Raw genomic sequence first — 19121 nt, forward strand, 5'->3', positions numbered from 1 at the left:
TATTAAAAAAACCATTTTCTTTCAGAGAAAATGGGTTTTACGATCAGGAATTTCTTGTTTTATAGAGCAAATAAATAAAATAGGGCGCGCCGATCGCCGCTGTAAAAACGCCTGCCGGAACTTCGACCGGGGCAAATAAGGTTCTGCCGATGATGTCTGCTCCTAATACGAGCAGAGCCCCGATCAGTGCAGATGCCGGGAGCAGCGCACCGTAAGACGAGCCGACGAGGCGCCTTGCGATGTGCGGCGCCATCAGACCGACAAAACCAATCGTTCCGGCAACCGAAACCGCACAGCCCGTAAGAGCCGTACTCAGCAGCAGCAGGAAGAACCGGTTTCTTTGCACGGAGCTTCCCGCACCTGCCGCAATATCTTCACCGAGCATCTGTATATTCATATTTTTTAGACAGATAAAACAAATGAATAAGAGAATGGCTGACAGCAACACGGCTATTTTTACATGCTGCCAGTTCGATCCGTAGACTGAACCTGTTATGTATACATTGGCTTGAGACGCCCTGTAGATCGGGCCTTTGATCATGAGCAATGTGGTCATCGCTTGTGCAGACATTGAAAATCCGATTCCGATCAGCACCAGCCGAAACGTGGAGGCGCCATTTTTGTATGCGAGTAAATAAACGATAAGTCCAACAACTGATGCCCCGATAAATGCGGCTGCCGGAAGCCATGACAGACTGATCGTCAGTGAATCGCTTCGGTCTGAGAAGAACATCATGACAAGCACCACAGCCACAGCCGCTCCGCCCGTGATTCCGATAATATCCGGGGATGCGAGAGGGTTTCTGACCAGCCCCTGCAAAATTGCGCCTGCCGCAGCCAAGCAAACGCCGGCGCATACAGCTGTCAAAATTCTTGGCATGCGGAACGACATCACCATCATTTCATCGAGCTTTGAACCTGCACCGAAAAATGTTTTGGCCACATCCCAAGGAGGAATGAACCGCTGCCCGAGCCCGGCGCTTATGATGAACACAGCCGCTGTTAAACCGAGTAAAACAAAAAAGACAATCCATGCTTTCTTTTCAGCCGCTGTAAAGCCAAAACGTAGCTTCATAGATTCGCCCCCCTTCTTGCGATGTAAACAAACACAGGCATGCCAATCATCGCCGTCATGACCCCAACCGGAACCTCCTGAGGCATAATGATATATCGTGCCCCGATGTCCGCGGCAACAAGTAAAATTGCACCTAAAACAGCGGAAAACGGCAGAACCCAGCGATAGTCATTGCCGATGATAAAGCGGGCAAAGTGCGGGATGATGATGCCGATAAAGGAAATCGGCCCGGCAATGGCGACAGCCGAACCGGCAAGCAGGACAATGCATAGTGCCATAACGAATTTCAGCAGCCCCGTTTTTTGACCGAGTCCTTTGGCAACATCTTCTCCCATGACAAGAAGATTAATTTTTTGGCCGAGGAAACAGCTGATCAGAAGCGCTGCCGCGGCATACGGAAGCATTGTCAGCAGCAAATCAAGACTCCTGCCCTGCACAGAGCCCGTCAGCCAAAATAACACCTGAGCCAGCTCGAGTTCATTGACGGAAAGCATGCCTTGTGTCAGCGAAGAAAACATTGCCGCCATGGCTGCTCCAGCCAGCGTCAATTTGATCGGCGTGAGCCCTTCTCTTCCAAGCGAACCTGCGGCATAGACAATCGCGGCGGTAAAGGAAGCACCGAGAAACGAGCTCCATACAAGCGCTTGGGGTGATTGAATATGCAGAAAAAATGATCCGGCAACAATAAAAAAGCCGGCCCCTGCGTTGATTCCGAAAATCCCTGGTGATGCTAGCGGGTTTTTTGTCAGCGCCTGCATCAGAGCGCCGGCAGCCGCAAGGGAAGCGCCGACAACTGTGGCAACCAGTGCTCGCGGGAGCCTGACGTCTTTAATGATGACTTGCTCATTTGATCCGTTAAAAGATGTAAATGCTTGATAGACCTGTCCCCATGACGTACCGGTATAGCCGTAAATGACACTTGCGCAGACAGCCACCAGCAAAACGAAAAGCAGACATAATAACAAAATCCATTTCGAATAAGCCTCTTTGAAGATCATCATCCAATTCTCCTAGTGATTTACTATGTACCATTCTTCACCTTGACTGCAGTAAATTAATTGTTTTTGAGAATCATCCTCAATTAATGATTGACACTCTCACCACTGCTTATTATGATCTAAATGATAATGAATTTCAATATTGGGAGGAAAAAGATGAAAAAGCATATCAGCATGTTATTTGTATTCCTTATGGCCGTTATGGTGCTTTCTGCCTGTAATAGTTCAGAAAGTTCCGGTAACAGCCAGGGGGCAAACAGCAAAACAAGAACGGTTAAACATGCAATGGGGACATCAGACAATATTCCAGCCAATCCAAAACGGATTGTCGTCTTAACAAATGAAGGGACAGAGGCGCTTTTAGCGCTTGGCATTAAACCAGTCGGGGCCGTGAAGTCTTGGAAGGGTGATCCGTGGTATGACTACCTGAAAGACGACATGAAAGGTGTGAAAAACGTCGGGCTCGAAACCGAACCGAATGTGGAAGCCATCGCGGAATTAAAGCCTGATTTGATTATTGGAAATAAAGTGCGCCAAGAAAAGATTTATGATCAGCTAAATGCGATTGCGCCGACGGTTTTTGCTGAATCTTTAGCCGGGAACTGGAAGGATAACCTGACTCTTTATGCCGACGCGGTGAATAAGGCCGACAAAGGCAAAGAAGTCATTGCCGATTTTGATAAGCGCGTTGCCGATATGAAAGATAAGCTTGGCGATCAGACAAACAAAACCGTGTCTGTTGTTCGCTTTCTGTCCGGCGAGTCGAGAATCTATTATAAAGATTCATTCTCCGGCATTATTTTAGACCAGCTAGGTTTTAAACGTCCTGAAAAGCAAGTGGAGCTATTCAAGAAACAAAAGGACCAGTTTACGTTCTCAACAGACAGCAAAGAATCCATTCCTGATATGGATGGCGATGTGCTTTTTTATTTCACTTATAAAGCCGATAATGCAAAAGATAATGAAAAATGGGCCAACCAGTGGACGAGCAGTTCACTATGGAAAAACCTTAAGGCTGTGAAGTCAGGGAACGCCCATGAGGTCGATGACGTCGTGTGGACAACCGCAGGCGGAATCAAAGCCGCAAACTATCTGCTTGACGATATTGAAACGTATTTCTTAACGTCTAAATAAAAAAACTCCGTCTGTTTAGACGGAGTCTTTTTTGCTTTTGCCGATCAGACGCGTGACGAGGAACATGGTGACAGAAAGAGATCTGTTTTTCCGATACGCCAAGTATTTTCCGCGCCATTCGGGTTTGTATTTTTCTTTAAATGCCCTGAGCCCGCTGAAGCTGTACATATACCGAACATTATTAAAAATGACAGCCGCGAAGCGTTCTGACCAGAAGGATGTAAAGGCTGTGCCGACATTGGCCAAAGGCGCCATACCCATGTTAAATGACGTGCATCCCTCCTCCTTCGCCCATAAAAACATGCGGATGAACAATGCATCCATAATACCGTTCGGGGCGTCACTGCGATAGCGCATCAGATCGACCGAGATTTCGCCTTCCTGATACATCGGCATGATATTTGCGAAAGCCACAATGTCCCCTTCAGCATTTTTCATATAAGCGATCGGTGCTCTCTGTAAATATGACGGATCAAAGAACCCGAGTGAAAAGCCCTTCTCCTTTTTCGAGCCGAGCCATTCATCTGAGATTTGTTTGAGCTCTTCTAAAAAGGCTTCCGAAAATGGAGGATGGTCAACATGGAAGGTATATTCCTCCCGTTCAAACCGGTTATTGATCGCCCGCAGACCGGCTTTTTTCTTCCCTGATATGGTAAACGTGTTTAAGTCCACATAGGCTTCCTCGCCAAGTTTAAAAAAGTTATACCCAAAATCATGGTACAGCGCCATGTCCTCTCGTTCGATTTGATAGAACAGAACACTGAAGCCCTTTTGATGTGCTTCGTTCAGAAATTCTTCGAGCACAAGGGGGAACGATTCCTTTTGGCCGGACGGATCGCCAAGCACGACCAGACGTCTTGCGATTTTTCCAAACAGAAGCAATGCATTGCCGTCGCTTGAGAAATAAAACCGCTTATCCCCCAGAAAGCCGAGATGGCTGAGCGCGTTGCCGCCTTTATCATTCAAAAACTCAGCAAGACGTTTTGGATCAGCTTTTTCCCCAATTGGTTTGGTTTTCTTATGATACACCACTGTAAAGATAAAGAAGAACAGCGGAACGGCGATGACTGCCATAATGGTCGCATGTGTAATATGAGAAGTGCTGTGGACGAAATATTCGTGGCGCAGCACCTTCTTCATCCGATCCCAGATGAAGCTTGCGATAAGGTTATAGTTAAACAGCGCCACAGTAAACAGAGCCGCAGCGAAAATCATTTGTCCGAGCGTATAGGAAGCCTGTTCTCTGACAAATTGTTTTTTCAACAGCACAAGCAAAACGATGATAATCGGCAATATGAATATAGCACTGATATTAAGCCCTTTTAAAAAGCTGAAAACAAACCCGCCGACAAGCGCTGTAATCGCCATTGTATAGGACCGTTTTGTCCGTTTATAAAGCTCGATCGGCAATATCAGCAAAATGAGCGCTGAGCTTAAGGACAGCCCATTGAACAGCAAAAGGACCGGATGCGGAATGTGCGGAATGACTGTCAGCCGATCAATCGGCAGTGACACCGACGCAAGGACAATGAGACCGCCTACGAACACAATGAGTGAAAGCGATCCCTGCAAAATTCTCACTAACATGGCCCGCTGTACGACAAGCAGAACGTTTGTCGTTTCGATTGCCGGTGCAATTCGCGGGTTCGTTTCAAGCCGTTTCATCGTGCTTTCGGTCAGGTCGCCGGCAGCAAAGAACAGCCCCAAAACGAACGGGATAAATGAATAGACGAGCCGGTACAGCACAATCGACGTCACAATGGCTTCCTGATGGTAGCCTAGCTGCTCCATTCCGAGCAAAAACAAAAGGTCAAACGAGCCGAAGCCGCCTGGAACAAGACTGATCATGCCTCCGATTGCCGCAATCACAAATACCCCGAACACATACCTGATGTCAGCATGAATTCCCATGGCGAGCAGAGACAGATAGATTACTATTCCAGCCATAAGCCATTCTGCTACGGAAGCGCCCATATAAGCGAAAATCGGATTTTTCACTATGTCTCCGCCCTCTTCATCCTCTGCTTTGCGGCCTTTTCGTATAGCCGCCGCCAAAGAGATCGGCACAATCAGCGCGAAGCCGATAACAACCGCCCACAGCCATGGTTTTTCATTGATGACTTCATCCACGGGCAGCAATCTTGCGATAACGAAAATGCTGAAAACTGAAAGGCCGAGCAGCATCGAGGATGTAAGCCAGGCAATTCCTTTCACCAGCGCTTTATGGTCTTTTGTATGCTCCTTATAAAACATCATTCTTAACCCGACTCCGGCTAACCCTCCGAAGCCAAGGACATTATTAAATGAATTAGCAATCCAGGATACCCTGAACACCTTTCCGTTTGTGATCGAAAGGCGCAGCGAATATTTAAGAACGTAATCGTATAGTGACATGGCCGCAACAGCAAGCAGGCCGATGAGCACAAGAATGAATAAGTCGGTCCGCTCCAGCCCGTTGATCACCATAAGCGTTCGTTTGAATGACAGGTTTGTCAATTCTTTTTTCGACTGATAAAACACAAATAGTAAAACAGCAACAGGAAAAACGATTTTTAAAATTGATAAAGCATTCTTTTTAATCAGCAATGGTCTCTCCAATCATATACAGTTCGATATTTCTTTCCCCAATAATCTCCAACTCATTATACACTACCGCTATTTTTCGGACAAAGTCCCATCTGCGGTTTATGCTGACTTTCTTTCAGCAGTTAAAATCGAGTAATATGGTAAGAGGAGCGAATGATGAGGAAGTGATCAAATGGAATATAACTTACATGATACAACAGTATTAAACGAAAATATTCTTTCATCTGAGGAACGTGAAATTTGGGTGCTTTATATGAAAGTCTTAACATCTGCCGGGCTCGGTGATGTGTCTGAGTGGATGAAGCTGGATATGAGCATGCCGCAAATGAAAGTGCTGATGCTTTTAAACAATCACGGAACGCTGAAGGTCAGTGATATTGCAGAGAAAATGGGAGCTTCCCTGTCAAATACAACCGGGCTGCTAGACCGCCTTGAGAAATCCGGCTTTGTTAAACGATCACATTCTGAAGAGGATCGCCGTTCAGTGGTTGTCCATTTAACGGAGGATGCGAAAAATATTTTTCGCGGGCTTTATCAAAAGGGTCATATGAAATTGAAGCGTTCCTTGGAAATGCTGTCTCCTGATGAAAAGCAAGCTGTTTCCAAAGGGCTTTCTATTCTTTCCAGAGCGCTGGAGCAGGCAAAAAAAGAATAATGTCAGGCGAAGTCTGTCCTCCCGCAACTGCGGAGGCAGACTTTTTTTATTTGACATTTAGTTCATTTTAAATGAATAATATATTTCAAGTGAAGCAAAAGGAGTTGATGAGTATGCCAAAGGCATTGGCAGATCAAAAAAGCCAAAAGTGGGCGATCAGCCTGTTTACCATCGGGGTATTTATGGCTGCGTTGGATAATGGGATCATCTCCGCTACGCTGACCACGATAAACGAATCGTTTGCTGTTTCCCCGTCTTGGGGTTCGTGGGGCATTACGCTTTATACGCTCGGACTCAGCGTCAGTGTGCCGATCGTCGGAAAGCTTTCCGATCGCTACGGCAGAAAAAAGCTGTTTCTTATTGAAGTCGGCCTTTTCGGGCTTGGTTCTTTGCTTGTCGCCTTGAGCCAAAGCTTTCCGCTTTTTCTTATCTCACGGCTGATTCAGGCGCTTGGAGGGGGCGGAATTTTCATCATCGGAAGTTCTCACGTCCTTGCTACGCTTCCAAAGGAAAAGCAAGGGAAGGCCCTTGGCTTGCTAGGGGCGATGAACGGGATGGCTGCTGTGCTAGGACCCAATGTCGGAAGCTTTCTGCTTGATTGGACCGGATCGTGGCATTGGCTGTTTTTGATTAACCTGCCGATTGCGGTGCTGCTGGTTGTTTTCGGTGCATTTTTTATTGTGGAAACCAAAGCGCCGGAGGCCAAACGTCTCGACACGGCCGGAATTTTTCTACTGTCCTTGTCAATTTTGGCTGTAATGTACGGCATGACAAACCTTGACGGAACAAATCTCTTAAAAAGCCTGGGAGATCCTGAGGTTTATGGATTTATTCTAATCGGTATTTTCTGTTTTGCGGCGCTCGTATGGTTTGAGAAGCGGATGGAAATGCGCGGGGGCGATCCCATTCTAGCGTATTCTTTACTTCGGAATCACCTGTTTCAGCGAACGCTTATCATCGGTTTATTATCCGGGGGCCTGTTGGCAGCGGTTATTTTTATTCCGTCCTATGTTGAGCAATATTTAGGCGTTCCTGCCGCAAAAGCCGGCTATTGGATGACACCTCTCGCCTTAGCTTCCGGAATCGGCGCTTGGCTTGGCGGAGCGCTCACCGACAAAAAAGGACCGGTGAAAACTGTTGTGCTTTCAGGAATCATTTCATGTGCGGGATTTGCTTTATTTCCGCTTTGGGTGACGGAGAAATGGGAGTTTGTGATCGCAAGTGTGGTAGCTGGGATTGGTTTTGGCTTTCTGTTAGGCGCGCCGCTGAACGTCCTTGTATCAGAGGCAGCGAAAACGAATAAGGGCACGGCGCTTGGCACGCTATCATTGGTAAGGCAAATCGGGCTGACATTGGCGCCTACTCTTTATGCAGGTTTTATTACAGCAGGGTTTGACCAAATCGGTGATGAAATCAGCAGCCGCTTATCGGACAGCGGACAGTCAGGGAAGGATATGCAGATGATTCCCGAGATCGACAGTTCAGATGTTTCTTCTTTACAAGAACAGATCGAACGCATACCTGTGCCTGAAGTCAAAACTGCGATAAGCGATGCCATTCATGCAAGTGTTGCCAGCGGCTATGATCATTTATATGCGGCGGCGGCCGTGATTTCACTGCTGGTGGTTGCAGCAATCAGTCTCCCGGCTTTCCGCCGGCAAAAGCGTTAAGACCACCCCATCCGTTTGGAAAGCTCCGTAATATGAGCGATATGGTGATGGGAGTGCCAGACATACAGCCCGAGCGCGTTCTCTAGGGTAATGACCTCTTTTGTATCGGGATGGTAAAATCCACGCTGAAATTGCTGATCTGTCAGAGTGCGAAGAAGAGCTGTCCATCTTCCGTGAAGCTCCTGCAAAAGCGCGAGTGAACCGCTCGGCTCCGCTGTTTTGGAGTCTTCAAGCTCCGACCATGCTTTTTCATCATACGGACGGATAGCCGGTGTCTCTTCTGTCAAGGTTAATTTAAAACGGATATAGCCATTCATATGACTGTCAGCCAGATGATGTACAACTTGCCGGACGGTCCATCCGCCGTCTCGGTACGGTGTATCAAGCTGGCTGTCTGTCATCCCCTCAACGGCTTGCTTCAGCTTAGCCGGCACTTCCTCCAGCACTTGAATCCATTCTTCTTTCTGCTCGTTTGATATGAATTTCCTAAGTTTGTACTCTCCTATCGGATAGCTTAGATTGGCTGTTGACATGGTTTGGTCTCCTTTCAATAAACAGGCATCTAATAATCCTGAATCATTGGCATATATTAAATTCACTTTTATTTTAAAGGAAATGGTTTAATAGTTGTTCTATCATGTATATATTTGCGTAAAAAAAAGGCAGGAACGTTTCTCCTGCCGCGATGTTTCAGCCTGCGTGGTCTCGCACTTCCATTTTTACTTTTCGCTTCTTCGGCTGATAGATTTTCCCTACAAACAAATATCCATATTTAAACTTGTTCAGTGTCCAGGATGTCAGGATCGGGCCCGCTGTGCAGACGGCAAACATTAAGAAAACGGCCGGCACAGCGGGAATGTCCGGCATATTCAACAGCAACACATAGCCAATGATCATAAAATAGGCGTGCAGCAGATAAATCGAAAAGGAGTAGTTACTGATAAACATAATGATTTTCGGCACGTGCTTTATGTTAGAAAACAGGTGAAAGCACAGGAAAATCATACTTGTTGAATAAAGCATGATGTCAGGCCGCTTTGAGCTGATCATGCCGACCTCTCCGAAATAAGAAACAGCCACAACCAACGCGGCGGATCCGATCGCAGCACTGTATATCACCCAGCGGTATTGATTCAGCAGCGCTAAAAACTGCTTGTACTCTTTTCCGCAGTAATAAGCGAGACAAAAGTAGAAAAGCCAGCCTGCAAACGGAACCCAGAAAAACGGAAAGGAACCGCCTTGTTCAGAAGCGGGAGCCGGACTGACTGCTGAGAAATAGCCCAAATAAGCGGCTGTCACCACAAACGAGACAGACAGCACCCATTTGGGCGATGCTTTTTTCAAATACTCATGAAAGAGCATGTGCAGGATGTAAAATTGGAAGATGACAAGAATGAAATATCCGATAAAGTTTCCTAAAAATACGTTTTCCAGATATTTCTGAACAAACGCCAGAAATGTCAGCTTTCCCCCCATTGCACTGGTCATCAGCAAGGCATCTATGGCTGCGATAAACAAAAACGGAATAAAAATCACTTTTCCTCTCTTCTTCAAAAACCCCTCCGGCACCCCATCAGGATAAGAACGCGCCAGCAAAAACTCAGAGATGAAAATGAAAGCAGGCGTGCTGAACATCAGGAGTGTGCGCAAAGAATCAACCGTGTGAGAAATATCGGCAAGTGCTTCCGCCTGAAGCATCAGAACCATTGAAATGATATGGAGCAGAACGACACTTAAGCACGAAATGCAGCGGATCACAAAAATTTCTTTAATTTGCATAACAGCGCTCCTTTATTTCAAATTTTTAGAAATCGATGGTTGTACCATAACACACCTGCTTCAATTGAAAAAAGTGCCTGATTTCTTATCTTTCAGCAATGCATGAAAGATAAGACCCATAAAAACCTATAACTTTTTGGTATACCGCCCTCAGCCATTTGTCCCGTACAGCCGGGCTGCTATGCTTGACGCGCTGGAACAGTGTCCTATTCACCTTTTGATAATAATCCAATTCGATTTCAGCATTCCCGAGTGAAATCGCCAAAAAAGCTGGCGTTACGGAAGGGACAATTTGTCCTGAAGGCGGTGGGGCTCCCGCAATAGCGAAAAGCTTCAGTAAAGAAGTGGTTGAGCTGGAATATAGAAGCTGAATAACCGCTTACTCTAGGATCTGAATTCCTCAATCTATCAGAAAACAAAAAACCTGCTGTCATGAACAGCAGGTTTAATCTAGCGCATACCCTGAGGCATCAGTTCGTATTTAGTCCCCCGCCATTTAATCCTTCTTTGATATAGGCGTTGACTTGGCTATTAGAAAGCAAGCCAATATGGCCGATGCCATAAAGCTGGATGTTTCTGGCTCCTTGTAATCGAGACAAGCTATTGATGACAATTTCATCATTTAGACTGTAGATTGATGTATAGAGAATCTTTTGATTAGGATCTGTACCAGGCAGCGCAACAGATGACACTAAACCATTAGCTCCTCCAAGCGTGACAACATTTTGAATCTTATTGCCCCCGCCTAAGTATTTTATATAGTATAGAGTATTGGCTCCTCCCATGCTATGAGCCACAATATCTACTTTTTTTGCTCCTGTTTCTTTTAAAACACGATCAATATATGCTGCAAGCTGCGGCCCGTTATTTAGGTTATTCCCTGTCTTATCATAAAAATCAATCGCATATAGTTTATTGCTTTGCCAGCCTTGAGAGATTAAGTAATTTTTAATAGCAAAAAAATTGTATGACGCGCCGCTAATCCCATGAACAAGAACAACAGGGTTATGTGCTGTTTCCGCCTTTGCACTTGAAGGCGGAGCGGCTAGAATAGACAAAATCAATGATAGACAAATAGATGATGCAATAAGTAATCGTTTCATTTTCCGTTTCTCCTCAATTATGTATTTACCAGAATGATTATACAATTAAATTTAAACTTGGTAAATATAAACTTATCAGAATCTTCAATTTACCTATTATTTTGAAATAAGCATAAACCTGTCGAAGGGCAGTTGTCTGCAGTACACTTGATTCATACACTCGATAGCAACTTGAAAGGACAATAAGCGTAGGAGACATGCGGTTGTGTTCCCAGCCTCCCTTTCCTATAATATAGGGAACAGATGAAAGCTAGACATGAGATGGCAATGACTATTTGATATAGGACAAGTTTCAAGAAGGAATTCAATTTTGTTTTCCTGGTATAAGAGAAAAGAATGATACGATTTGCGGCAGGGCATTGAGAAAACTTCTGGTTTGCAAAAACAGCCATAGACACGGAGGACAGCATGAGAGTATTAAAATACGCCATATTAGGGCTTTTACGAAAAGGCGAATTGAGCGGGTATGATATTACAAGTTATTTCAAAGCGGAGCTCGGCCAGTTTTGGAGCGCCAAGCACAGCCAGATTTATCCTGAGCTCAAAAAGCTGACAGATGAAGGCTTTATCACATTCCGGACAACGATTCAGGGCACAAAACTTGAGAAAAAAATGTATACCCTGACTGACAGCGGAAAACAGGAACTGCACGCGTGGCTGACCCGCCACCATCCTATTCCGGAAACAGTGAAGGACGAATTTATGCTAAAGGCTTATTTCATTTCTTCTCTGTCACGCCAAGAGGCAGCCGACTTGTTTACAGACCAGCTGCTGAAGCGCAAGGAGAAGCTCGCTGACCTGCAAAGGAGCTATGAAAAGCTAATGGCATCAGCAGAGCCGATTTCGTTTTCTTCACCGGATTTCGGCCACTACCTTGTGCTGACGAAAGCGCTGGAGCGGGAGAAAACCTACGTTTCTTGGCTGGAGCATATTTCAGCCATGATACAAGAGGATACCCAGGAGCGGCCTTAAATGATCGAAAGTGACTGGCCGTCCGTCAAACAACATCTGGAACAAAGACTGAACCTGACAGAAAACAAGATATAATGATAAAAAGCATCTGCCCGGAGGCGGATGCTTTTACGTTCGGAGCGCTTTCAGCCCCGCTGTGAAGGTGACAGCTGCAAAAGCAAACAAGATGCCGCAAATGCCGAGTATATCCGTGATGTTTGCCCCGTTAGCGATGATTTCAGTCAGTCCGCTCATCGCCCACTTTTGCGGGAGAAAGTCAGCAATGGACTGCATCAGCTTCGGCTCAATTTCTATCGGCCAATACATTCCGCTTACCATACACGTCGCAATAACGAACAAGTTGCCAAAAGCGAGCTGCTGTTCTGGCGTTCTGACATGGGCAGCAATCATCAGCCCGCTGCCCACGACTGCAAACAGAAAAAAGGATACTAACACGATCAGCGCAGCCGGATTGCCCCAGCTGATTCCGAACAGCCAATGGGATGCGAGAAGCAGCATTCCAAATTGAATCCAGCCAATCACAAAGAACGACAGCACATACCCCGCTCCAATTTCCGCGCGGCTGACAGACGCGGTGAGCAGTCTCTGCCAGACACCGCTTTTTCGCGCTTCTAATATCGTGCCCGCTGCCCCCATCATTGTCAGCATTACAAACAGAATGGAAAAGCCTGCAGCTCGTGAAGCTTTGTCACTTACGCCCTTGCCTTCTTTTTTATCATTGAGAGATTCCCGTTTTACAGCTGGAGCGCTATCTCTATGACCTTTGGCGATTACCGTTTTATAAGCCGACTTCCAGCTCTCCCCCGCCGCCTCGGCCGCCGTTTTTGCCGCGGTTACCTGAATGTTGAGCTTTGCCAGCTTGCTTTCGGCATACTGTTTAGCAACGGGCGCTCCTGTTAGTTCTGGACCGTGGCTGAAGACCAGCTCCGGCTTCTCGCCTTTTTCAAGCTTCTCTTGGAAAGTGCGGGAAAGGGTGATGACTCCGGCAATTTTCTTTTGTTTCAGTTTTTCTGAAGCTTTGCTTTTAGACATCGTTTGAAAGGTATACATATCATCAAGTTGCTTGAGCTCCCGGATATAATGCTGCGAAAGAAGTGTATCATCCTGATCGACGATCGCAAGCAGCACCTTATCATCATTTCCGCCGAGCAGACCGCCGAATACCAAGGTCAGCAGCAGCGGGGCAGCGAACATCATCAAATAGTTCTGCGGCTTCTTGAAAATGAGAGAAAGCTCAACGCCGCAAATGGCTATGATTTTTTTCACCGTGTTTTACCTCCTTATCTTGTGTGAAGCCTTCTGATGCCAACAGCCAGTGAACAAAGGCCGATTGCCGCAAAAAGAAGGACCGGCGTTTGAAGTTCAGCCCAGCCTCCCCCCTCCATTAAGGAAAGAAAGCCTTCGAGCGCCCATCGATTTGGCACCGCCTTTGAAACAGACTGCAGGAAATCCGGAAATTGATAAAGCGGAAGCATAGAACCGCCGAGAACGGCAAGCACCTGTATCCCAAAACCGCCTAAAACATTCGCTGACTTCATATCGCTGAGGCATGAAGCAAGAAGCACTGAAATGCCGGATACAGCTGCTGCGTAAGACAGCCCCAGCACACTCACGAACAAGAGATTATCTCCCCAGTCCACATCAAACACATTGATGGTTACAATAAGAAAAATGAAAAATTGTATAATGGCAAACAAATAGGTTCCGAGCCACTTTCCGAAGAGAATGGCGTATTTTTGTGCAGGCGTCATCAGCAGTCTGGCAAGGGTTTCCGTTTCCTTTTCCAGCAAAAATGATTTCGCGCCGACCGTCATATGAAACAGCATAAACATGCATAGCATTGCCGCCGAATAGTATTGAAAACTGGTAACTTCTTTTGTGCCGATTGATTTCTCTGTAACAGCAAGACTGGCACCCGCTTCTTTTTCAAGCGTCTTTGCAAGGTTTTCTGCAATGAGGGAAGGATTGAGCTTTCCTCGTTTTGCAGCTTCCGTCTTGGTGACGTATTCCATTGAGGCGGATGACGCTTCTCGGACCGCCTTGTATTGATCTATAAAAGACACTGCAGCCGTTTCTATGATAGAGCCTTTTAATTCCTGATCAGTGCCAGCATAGACAGCGGCCGGTTTCTTGCCGGATCCCCAATGTGCCGGGACGACAATTCCGACATCAATTTTCTTTTCCGCCAGCAGCTTTTTCATCTCCTTTTCACTGCCGGCTTCTGTGACCTTAATCATCTTCATTTTTTCAAGTACATCTGTTTTAAGCATCCTCGACGGGCCTGACTGATCAGACTGGACATAGCCGACTTTGATTTCATCAATCTCGCTGCCTCCGCCAAGGATTGATCCAAGAGCGGCCCCTAAGATGGCTGTTAAGATCAGCGGCATTAGGATAAGCATCATAAACCCTTTTTTGTCCGTGATTCTGATTTTGACATCTTTCCATGCGATCCATATTGCTTTTTTCATCGCCATCCCTCCTAATCCCGCAATGTGCGGCCGGTCAGATTCAGAAACAGGCGCTCCAAATTTGGCTCCTGAACCTGGAGAGACAGGAGATTTGTTTGATGGGCAGCGGCTTCCGTGAGCAGGCTGGTGACTACTTTCTCATGGTGCGCCGCAGCAACCTCAATTTTGAGCTCAGATTCACTCACTGTCACATCATTCACATGGGCAAGAGAGCGGACAGCAGAAAGGAACCCTTCATCTGTCCTGCTGACAGTCATTTGGATGATCGTGTCTCCTCCAAGGCGGCTGCACAAGTCGGTTTTTGTGCCGATCGCAATCATTTCTCCCTGATCAATAATGCCGATCCGGTCGCATAAATACTCGACCTCTTCCATGTAGTGACTCGTATAGATCACAGTCATGCCTGTTTCGTTGAGCTGTTTGACTGTTTCTAAGATATGATTTCTCGATTGGGGGTCGATGCCGACGGTCGGTTCATCCATGATTAGCAGCTCAGGCTTATGCATAAGGGCGGCGCCGATATTGATTCTCCGTTTCATTCCGCCTGAGAAGGTTTCGATTTTCTCTTTAGCACGCTCAGTCAGTCCGACATACTCAAGGACTTCTGCTGATCTTTTTTTGGCCTCTCCATGCGTGAGTCCATACATTTTCCCCCAGAATACGAGATTTTCTTGAGCCGTCAGTGTCGGGTACAGGGCGATTTCCTGCGGGACGATGCCGATTTTTTGTTTGGCTTTGTTCGTGTCTTTGCCGATGACATACCCGCCGACTGTAATCTCCCCTCCGTCAAGCGGCACAAGTCCGGAAATCATAGAAATGGTTGTGGACTTCCCCGCTCCGTTCGGTCCGAGCAGTCCGAACGACTCACCCTTTTTCAAGGAAAAAGAGATTCCTTTGACAATTGTTTTTTTTCCGTATGCCTTTTTGATATTTTCTGCTTGAAGCACGCCGTTTCACTCCTTTTTTTATCCCATTGCCATTGTAGAAGAGATGAGAGTGTAAAACATGTGGCGCCGGATAGAACATCAGGCATAAAAAAAAGGCCTGCGGCAGGCCTTTTCAAGGTAATGCATATGCCAAACGTCATCTATCAAAAGACAGATACGCCATGTCTGACGGAATAAATGGCAGCTTGGGTTCTGTCTCTGACCGACAGTTTGCTGATAATGTTTGACACGTGATTTTTCACTGTGCCTTCTGTAATGTACAGCTTTTCAGCAATTTCTTTATTGTTCAGCCCGTACCCGAGCTGAGCCAGCACTTCCATTTCGCGCTCGGTTAAGTCGTGCAGCTCCTTCGGCTTTTCTTTCACTTCCGTTCCCTTCAGCTGTTTTTCACGTTTCCATTCATTCAGCATTTGGGCTGTGAGTTCCGGCGGGAGCACCATTCCGCCTGATTGAACAGTCATAACCGCTTTCACAATTGTATCGGCTGACATGTCCTTTAACAGGTAACCGCTTGCCCCTTCTTCAAGCGCTTCGGCAATCAGCTCTGAATCTTTAAAGGTTGTCAGCATCAGCACCTTTACGCCCGTTAGCGAGCTGGTGATCAATTTTGTTCCCTCCACCCCGTTGGAAACCGGCATGCGAATGTCCATTAATACGATATCCGGCTCAAGCTCTTTCGCCTTTTCAAAGGCTTCCTGTCCGTTTCGCGCTGTGGCGATGACATCGAGTTCTTCTCGGAGCTGAAGCAGGGATGCCAGCCCTTCCCTGACGATATCCTGATCGTCGGTAATGATGATCTTAATCATGATAAACTCTCCTTTTGCTGCGCGGGCCCAAAGCTCCATTTTTTATTGGCCAAAGAAAATTCGGCGATTACAGTAAATCCTTGATCCGTTTCACTTTCAAAGCGGATCGATCCGCCGTGCTCCGCTGCCCGCTTTTTCATATTCAAAAGACCAAAGCCGAGTGCCGCCTCGGGATTTCCTTTTCCGTCATCCTTCATAACAAGGCTGATGCTGTCCGTTGTGCAGGCAAGCTGGATTGAACAGGCTGTGGCGCCGCCGTGCCGTTTGGCATTTGTCAGCGCCTCCTGCACTGTTCTGATCACAGTCGGGTGCAGAGACAGCGGGACCAGCGCAGGGTCGCCGCTGACCGATAGTTCGGATGTGACGCCCGCATTTTTGTAAAAGTCTTCTGTCAGCTGTTTCAGCGATTCAATGAATGAGGGATCGCTCTCCGTTTGCAGGGTGCGTACTGATAAGCGGATATCATCAAGCGCTTCACGGGCAAGCGTTTCACATACCCCGACTGTTTCTTCCGCTTTTCGGCTGTCTCTTTTTTGCCATTCACGCAGAAGCTGCAACTGGACAAGAAGCGCCGTCATTTTGTGCCCCACTGTATCATGGATGTCCCGTGCCATTCTGTTCCGCTCGTGAATGGCGGTGAGTTCTTCGACCTGCTTCGCATATAAATGCAGCTCCTGGTGTGCAGCTGACAGCGCCCGATGCGAATCCGTGAGTTCCTGAAACTGCTGTTTTGCCGTTTCTTGTGCTTCAAGAAGTTTGCCGATTAATTTACCGACGACTCCGCAGAACACCACAAATGTCATGCTGGTGATATGATCCATGACGTATTCATTGCCGACTAATAGATATGTACGAATGAGGACAATTGAAAATAAAATGGAGCAAAGACATAACACAGACCATGCCATTTTTCTATTGAACCCGCGCAGAAAAAATGCGACAGCTACCGGACATAGCATAATAATGAACAAACCAGTGCCGGGAAACATGAATCCAAACGAAAAGCCCACCGTAATATCAATCAGACAAAACCAGACGTCATACTTCTCTATTTTCAGCAGAAAATGATTGGCTGCATACACGGCAGCTCCTAACGCTATAAATAGATATTCAAACCAATTATCATTCTTTACGAGGGGCAGATACATCGAACAGCTCACCATTAAGGTGAAAATTCTTGTAAATAAAAGAGCCTTCACGCTCATCACTCCTATAAGCAATTCCTTTCTTATCATACCTGCCTCTTGTTATTTTTTACAGGTGTTTCTGGAAGATAAATCCCGGAATTTAAAAACCGCATATGAACTCTATGTCAAATGCGGCGCTGTCACTTATTTATTCGAATTCATCGCTCCCGAATAATAGGTGTTAAATAAAGCATCATTTTGCTCTATTTAAAGCGATTGAGCCCGTTACAAGATGGTTCAGTTCCATGTCTAACGCCCCCTTACAGGTTAGTTCTCTTACCATAACAAGGCGGACAAAAATAAAAAATCCCTCTGCCGTTATTTACGGCAAAGGGATGACAGTCAAATCACAAATTTGATAAGCGCTCCGGAGACAGGGTCTTTCACATGAAAATGATCTTCCGTTTCTTCAATCGAATATCCAGCGTTTTTGACTCGGTCCGCCACACGTTTGAGTTCCTCTTGATGAGGCAGGACAACAGTGTAATAGTCTAGTCCGCTGGCATTTGCCGGTTTAGGCGGCGCGTTTCTTCCCGCCCAAATGTTTAAGCCGATATGGTGGTGGTATCCACCGGCTGAAACGAAGAGAGCAGACATGCCCGCATAGTCTCCGACAATGTCAAAGCCCAGCACATCTGTGTAAAACGCTTTTGCTTCTTTCAGATCGCTGACATGCAGATGAATGTGCCCGATGACCGTACCGTTTGGAAGTGTTGTTTTCCGCACTTCTCCGGCCTCTTCCAAAAGGCTCTCGATGTCGACAGCGGTTGTTGTCATGACGTAGTTTCCTTCACGATCCCGCTGCCAAGTGCTGCGAGGACGGTCAGCGTACATTTCAATTCCGTTTCCGTCAGGATCAGAGAGATAGAGCGCCTCGCTGACAGCGTGGTCTCCCTGACCGAGGGCAATCCCGTTTTCAATCAAGCGGGCGAGTGCGATACCAAGTTCCTTTCTGTTGGGCAGCAGAATCGCAAAGTGATACAGGCCCGTTACCGTGCGTTCAGGCAAGACGACAGCGCTTGGATTTTCTTCAAGAATAAGGAGGGTGCGTATTCCGTCAGCCGTTAATTCAGCTCGGCGGTCCGTCTTTTTCAAGACTTGAAAGCCGATCACATTGCAATAGAACTGAAGGGAACGCTCCAGACTGCGGATTGTGAGTTTGACATAGCCAATGGTTGTACCCTCATGAATGCTGGTCATGCTGTATGCCTCTTTTCTTATGCTGATACATTTTCGTTCTTTTTTGCTTTAAACACAAATGAGTCCAGCGCCAAGAAACGGCTTCCAGAAAGTGCCAGGTGAATGGATGTCAAAAGCAGAAGGTAATCAAATTCTGCATTGCCCATAAATGGCGCTTTCAGCTTCACTGTAATAATGGCTCCGATCAATGTGAGAGCAAACAGAACACCGACAATACGTGTAGCCAATCCGAAAAAGACGAGCACTCCGCCAACGAGTTCAATCGCTGCGATGACATACGCCATAAAGCTTGGAAGACCTATGCTGCCGAAAAATTGGATCGTGCCCTCCATTGCCTGAAACTTTGATAAACCGTGAACAAAAAAGATAATACCTGTGATAACTCTTAAAAGTAATGTGCCAATTTCAAATGATTTATTCATTTTTATCCTCCTTGATAAATGTTATCACTTACTTAATGTAAGCTAGTATATATACATAACTTGTTTACGTCAAGTAATTTTGTTACATTTTACGAAATTGAAATGAAAGTACTATA

17 protein-coding genes and 1 pseudogene are annotated in these 19121 nt (G+C 46.4%); 5 read left to right on the forward strand and 13 right to left on the reverse strand.

The window, feature by feature from the left end; all coding sequences use genetic code 11:
• Positions 1-43: 43 nt before the first annotated feature.
• Entirely contained in the window at positions 44-1075 is a 1032-nt protein-coding gene (locus NST16_RS13595) for a FecCD family ABC transporter permease (protein ID WP_010333443.1), read from the reverse strand.
• The gene (locus NST16_RS13600; protein WP_010333442.1) at positions 1072-2073 is read right to left on the reverse strand and encodes a FecCD family ABC transporter permease; all 1002 of its coding nucleotides are present in this window, start codon (positions 2071-2073) and stop codon (positions 1072-1074) included. Before NST16_RS13600 ends, NST16_RS13595 begins: the two co-directional genes overlap by 4 nt.
• A 156-nt stretch (positions 2074-2229) precedes the next feature.
• Between NST16_RS13600 and NST16_RS13605 the strand changes: the two genes are divergently transcribed.
• A complete protein-coding gene (locus NST16_RS13605; RefSeq protein ID WP_029441294.1) occupies positions 2230-3207 on the forward strand; it encodes an ABC transporter substrate-binding protein in 978 nt (325 codons plus the stop codon).
• A 15-nt stretch (positions 3208-3222) separates the two neighbouring features.
• Here the strand turns inward: NST16_RS13605 and mprF are convergent, their stop codons facing one another.
• Complete coding sequence (gene mprF / locus NST16_RS13610; RefSeq protein ID WP_029441295.1) at positions 3223-5793, reverse strand: bifunctional lysylphosphatidylglycerol flippase/synthetase MprF; 2571 nt, start codon at positions 5791-5793, stop codon at positions 3223-3225.
• Positions 5794-5965: 172 nt separating this feature from the next.
• Here mprF and NST16_RS13615 point away from each other — a divergent pair, with 172 nt between their 5' ends.
• Both NST16_RS13615 and NST16_RS13620 read left to right on the forward strand, forming a co-directional pair.
• On the forward strand, positions 5966-6448 hold the full coding sequence (locus NST16_RS13615) for a MarR family transcriptional regulator (protein WP_059291612.1): 483 nt from the start codon (positions 5966-5968) through the stop codon (positions 6446-6448).
• Positions 6449-6561: 113 nt separating this feature from the next.
• Positions 6562-8118: an MFS transporter gene (locus NST16_RS13620; RefSeq protein ID WP_340887172.1), complete on the forward strand. Its 1557-nt coding sequence runs from the start codon at positions 6562-6564 to the stop codon at positions 8116-8118.
• Here the strand turns inward: NST16_RS13620 and bstA are convergent.
• Complete coding sequence (bstA, locus tag NST16_RS13625; RefSeq protein WP_029441296.1) at positions 8115-8651, reverse strand: bacillithiol transferase BstA; 537 nt, start codon at positions 8649-8651, stop codon at positions 8115-8117. The genes NST16_RS13620 and bstA overlap by 4 nt on opposite strands.
• Before the next feature lie 157 nt (positions 8652-8808).
• On the reverse strand, positions 8809-9897 hold the full coding sequence (locus NST16_RS13630) for an acyltransferase family protein (protein ID WP_168747235.1): 1089 nt from the start codon (positions 9895-9897) through the stop codon (positions 8809-8811).
• Positions 9898-10148: 251 nt separating this feature from the next.
• On the opposite strand from NST16_RS13630, the pseudogene NST16_RS20845 reads away from it, so the two are divergent.
• A pseudogene (locus tag NST16_RS20845) lies at positions 10149-10259 on the forward strand (TetR/AcrR family transcriptional regulator); the annotation flags it as partial.
• 108 nt (positions 10260-10367) lie between these two features.
• Here the strand turns inward: NST16_RS20845 and NST16_RS13635 are convergent.
• Positions 10368-11000: an esterase/lipase family protein gene (locus NST16_RS13635; protein WP_029441297.1), complete on the reverse strand. Its 633-nt coding sequence runs from the start codon at positions 10998-11000 to the stop codon at positions 10368-10370.
• A gap of 408 nt (positions 11001-11408) precedes the next feature.
• Here NST16_RS13635 and NST16_RS13640 point away from each other — a divergent pair, with 408 nt between their 5' ends.
• Positions 11409-11972 (forward strand): PadR family transcriptional regulator, encoded by a 564-nt coding sequence (locus NST16_RS13640; RefSeq protein ID WP_168747234.1) that lies wholly within the window; start codon positions 11409-11411, stop codon positions 11970-11972.
• A gap of 108 nt (positions 11973-12080) precedes the next feature.
• Here the strand turns inward: NST16_RS13640 and NST16_RS13645 are convergent, their stop codons facing one another.
• The 7 genes from NST16_RS13645 to catD all read right to left on the reverse strand — a co-directional run bounded on the left by NST16_RS13645 (position 12081) and on the right by catD (position 19005).
• On the reverse strand, positions 12081-13238 hold the full coding sequence (locus NST16_RS13645) for an ABC transporter permease (RefSeq protein ID WP_326218857.1): 1158 nt from the start codon (positions 13236-13238) through the stop codon (positions 12081-12083).
• A gap of 14 nt (positions 13239-13252) precedes the next feature.
• Positions 13253-14443, reverse strand: a complete 1191-nt coding sequence (locus NST16_RS13650) for an ABC transporter permease (RefSeq protein WP_340887173.1) — start codon at positions 14441-14443, stop codon at positions 13253-13255.
• A gap of 11 nt (positions 14444-14454) precedes the next feature.
• Entirely contained in the window at positions 14455-15390 is a 936-nt protein-coding gene (locus NST16_RS13655; protein WP_326196973.1) for an ABC transporter ATP-binding protein, read from the reverse strand.
• A gap of 143 nt (positions 15391-15533) precedes the next feature.
• Positions 15534-16196, reverse strand: a complete 663-nt coding sequence (locus NST16_RS13660) for a response regulator (RefSeq protein WP_268447365.1) — start codon at positions 16194-16196, stop codon at positions 15534-15536.
• Positions 16193-17395: a sensor histidine kinase gene (locus NST16_RS13665; RefSeq protein ID WP_340887174.1), complete on the reverse strand. Its 1203-nt coding sequence runs from the start codon at positions 17393-17395 to the stop codon at positions 16193-16195. Before NST16_RS13665 ends, NST16_RS13660 begins: the two co-directional genes overlap by 4 nt.
• A gap of 330 nt (positions 17396-17725) precedes the next feature.
• Complete coding sequence (locus tag NST16_RS13670) at positions 17726-18583, reverse strand: VOC family protein (RefSeq protein ID WP_340887175.1); 858 nt, start codon at positions 18581-18583, stop codon at positions 17726-17728.
• 17 nt (positions 18584-18600) lie between these two features.
• Positions 18601-19005 (reverse strand): DoxX family oxidoreductase CatD, encoded by a 405-nt coding sequence (catD, locus tag NST16_RS13675; RefSeq protein ID WP_326192447.1) that lies wholly within the window; start codon positions 19003-19005, stop codon positions 18601-18603.
• Between the last annotated feature and the right edge of the window lie 116 nt (positions 19006-19121).

Source organism: Bacillus sp. FSL K6-1005, from assembly GCF_038000225.1.
GTDB classification, from domain to species: Bacteria; Bacillota; Bacilli; order Bacillales; family Bacillaceae; genus Bacillus; species Bacillus mojavensis.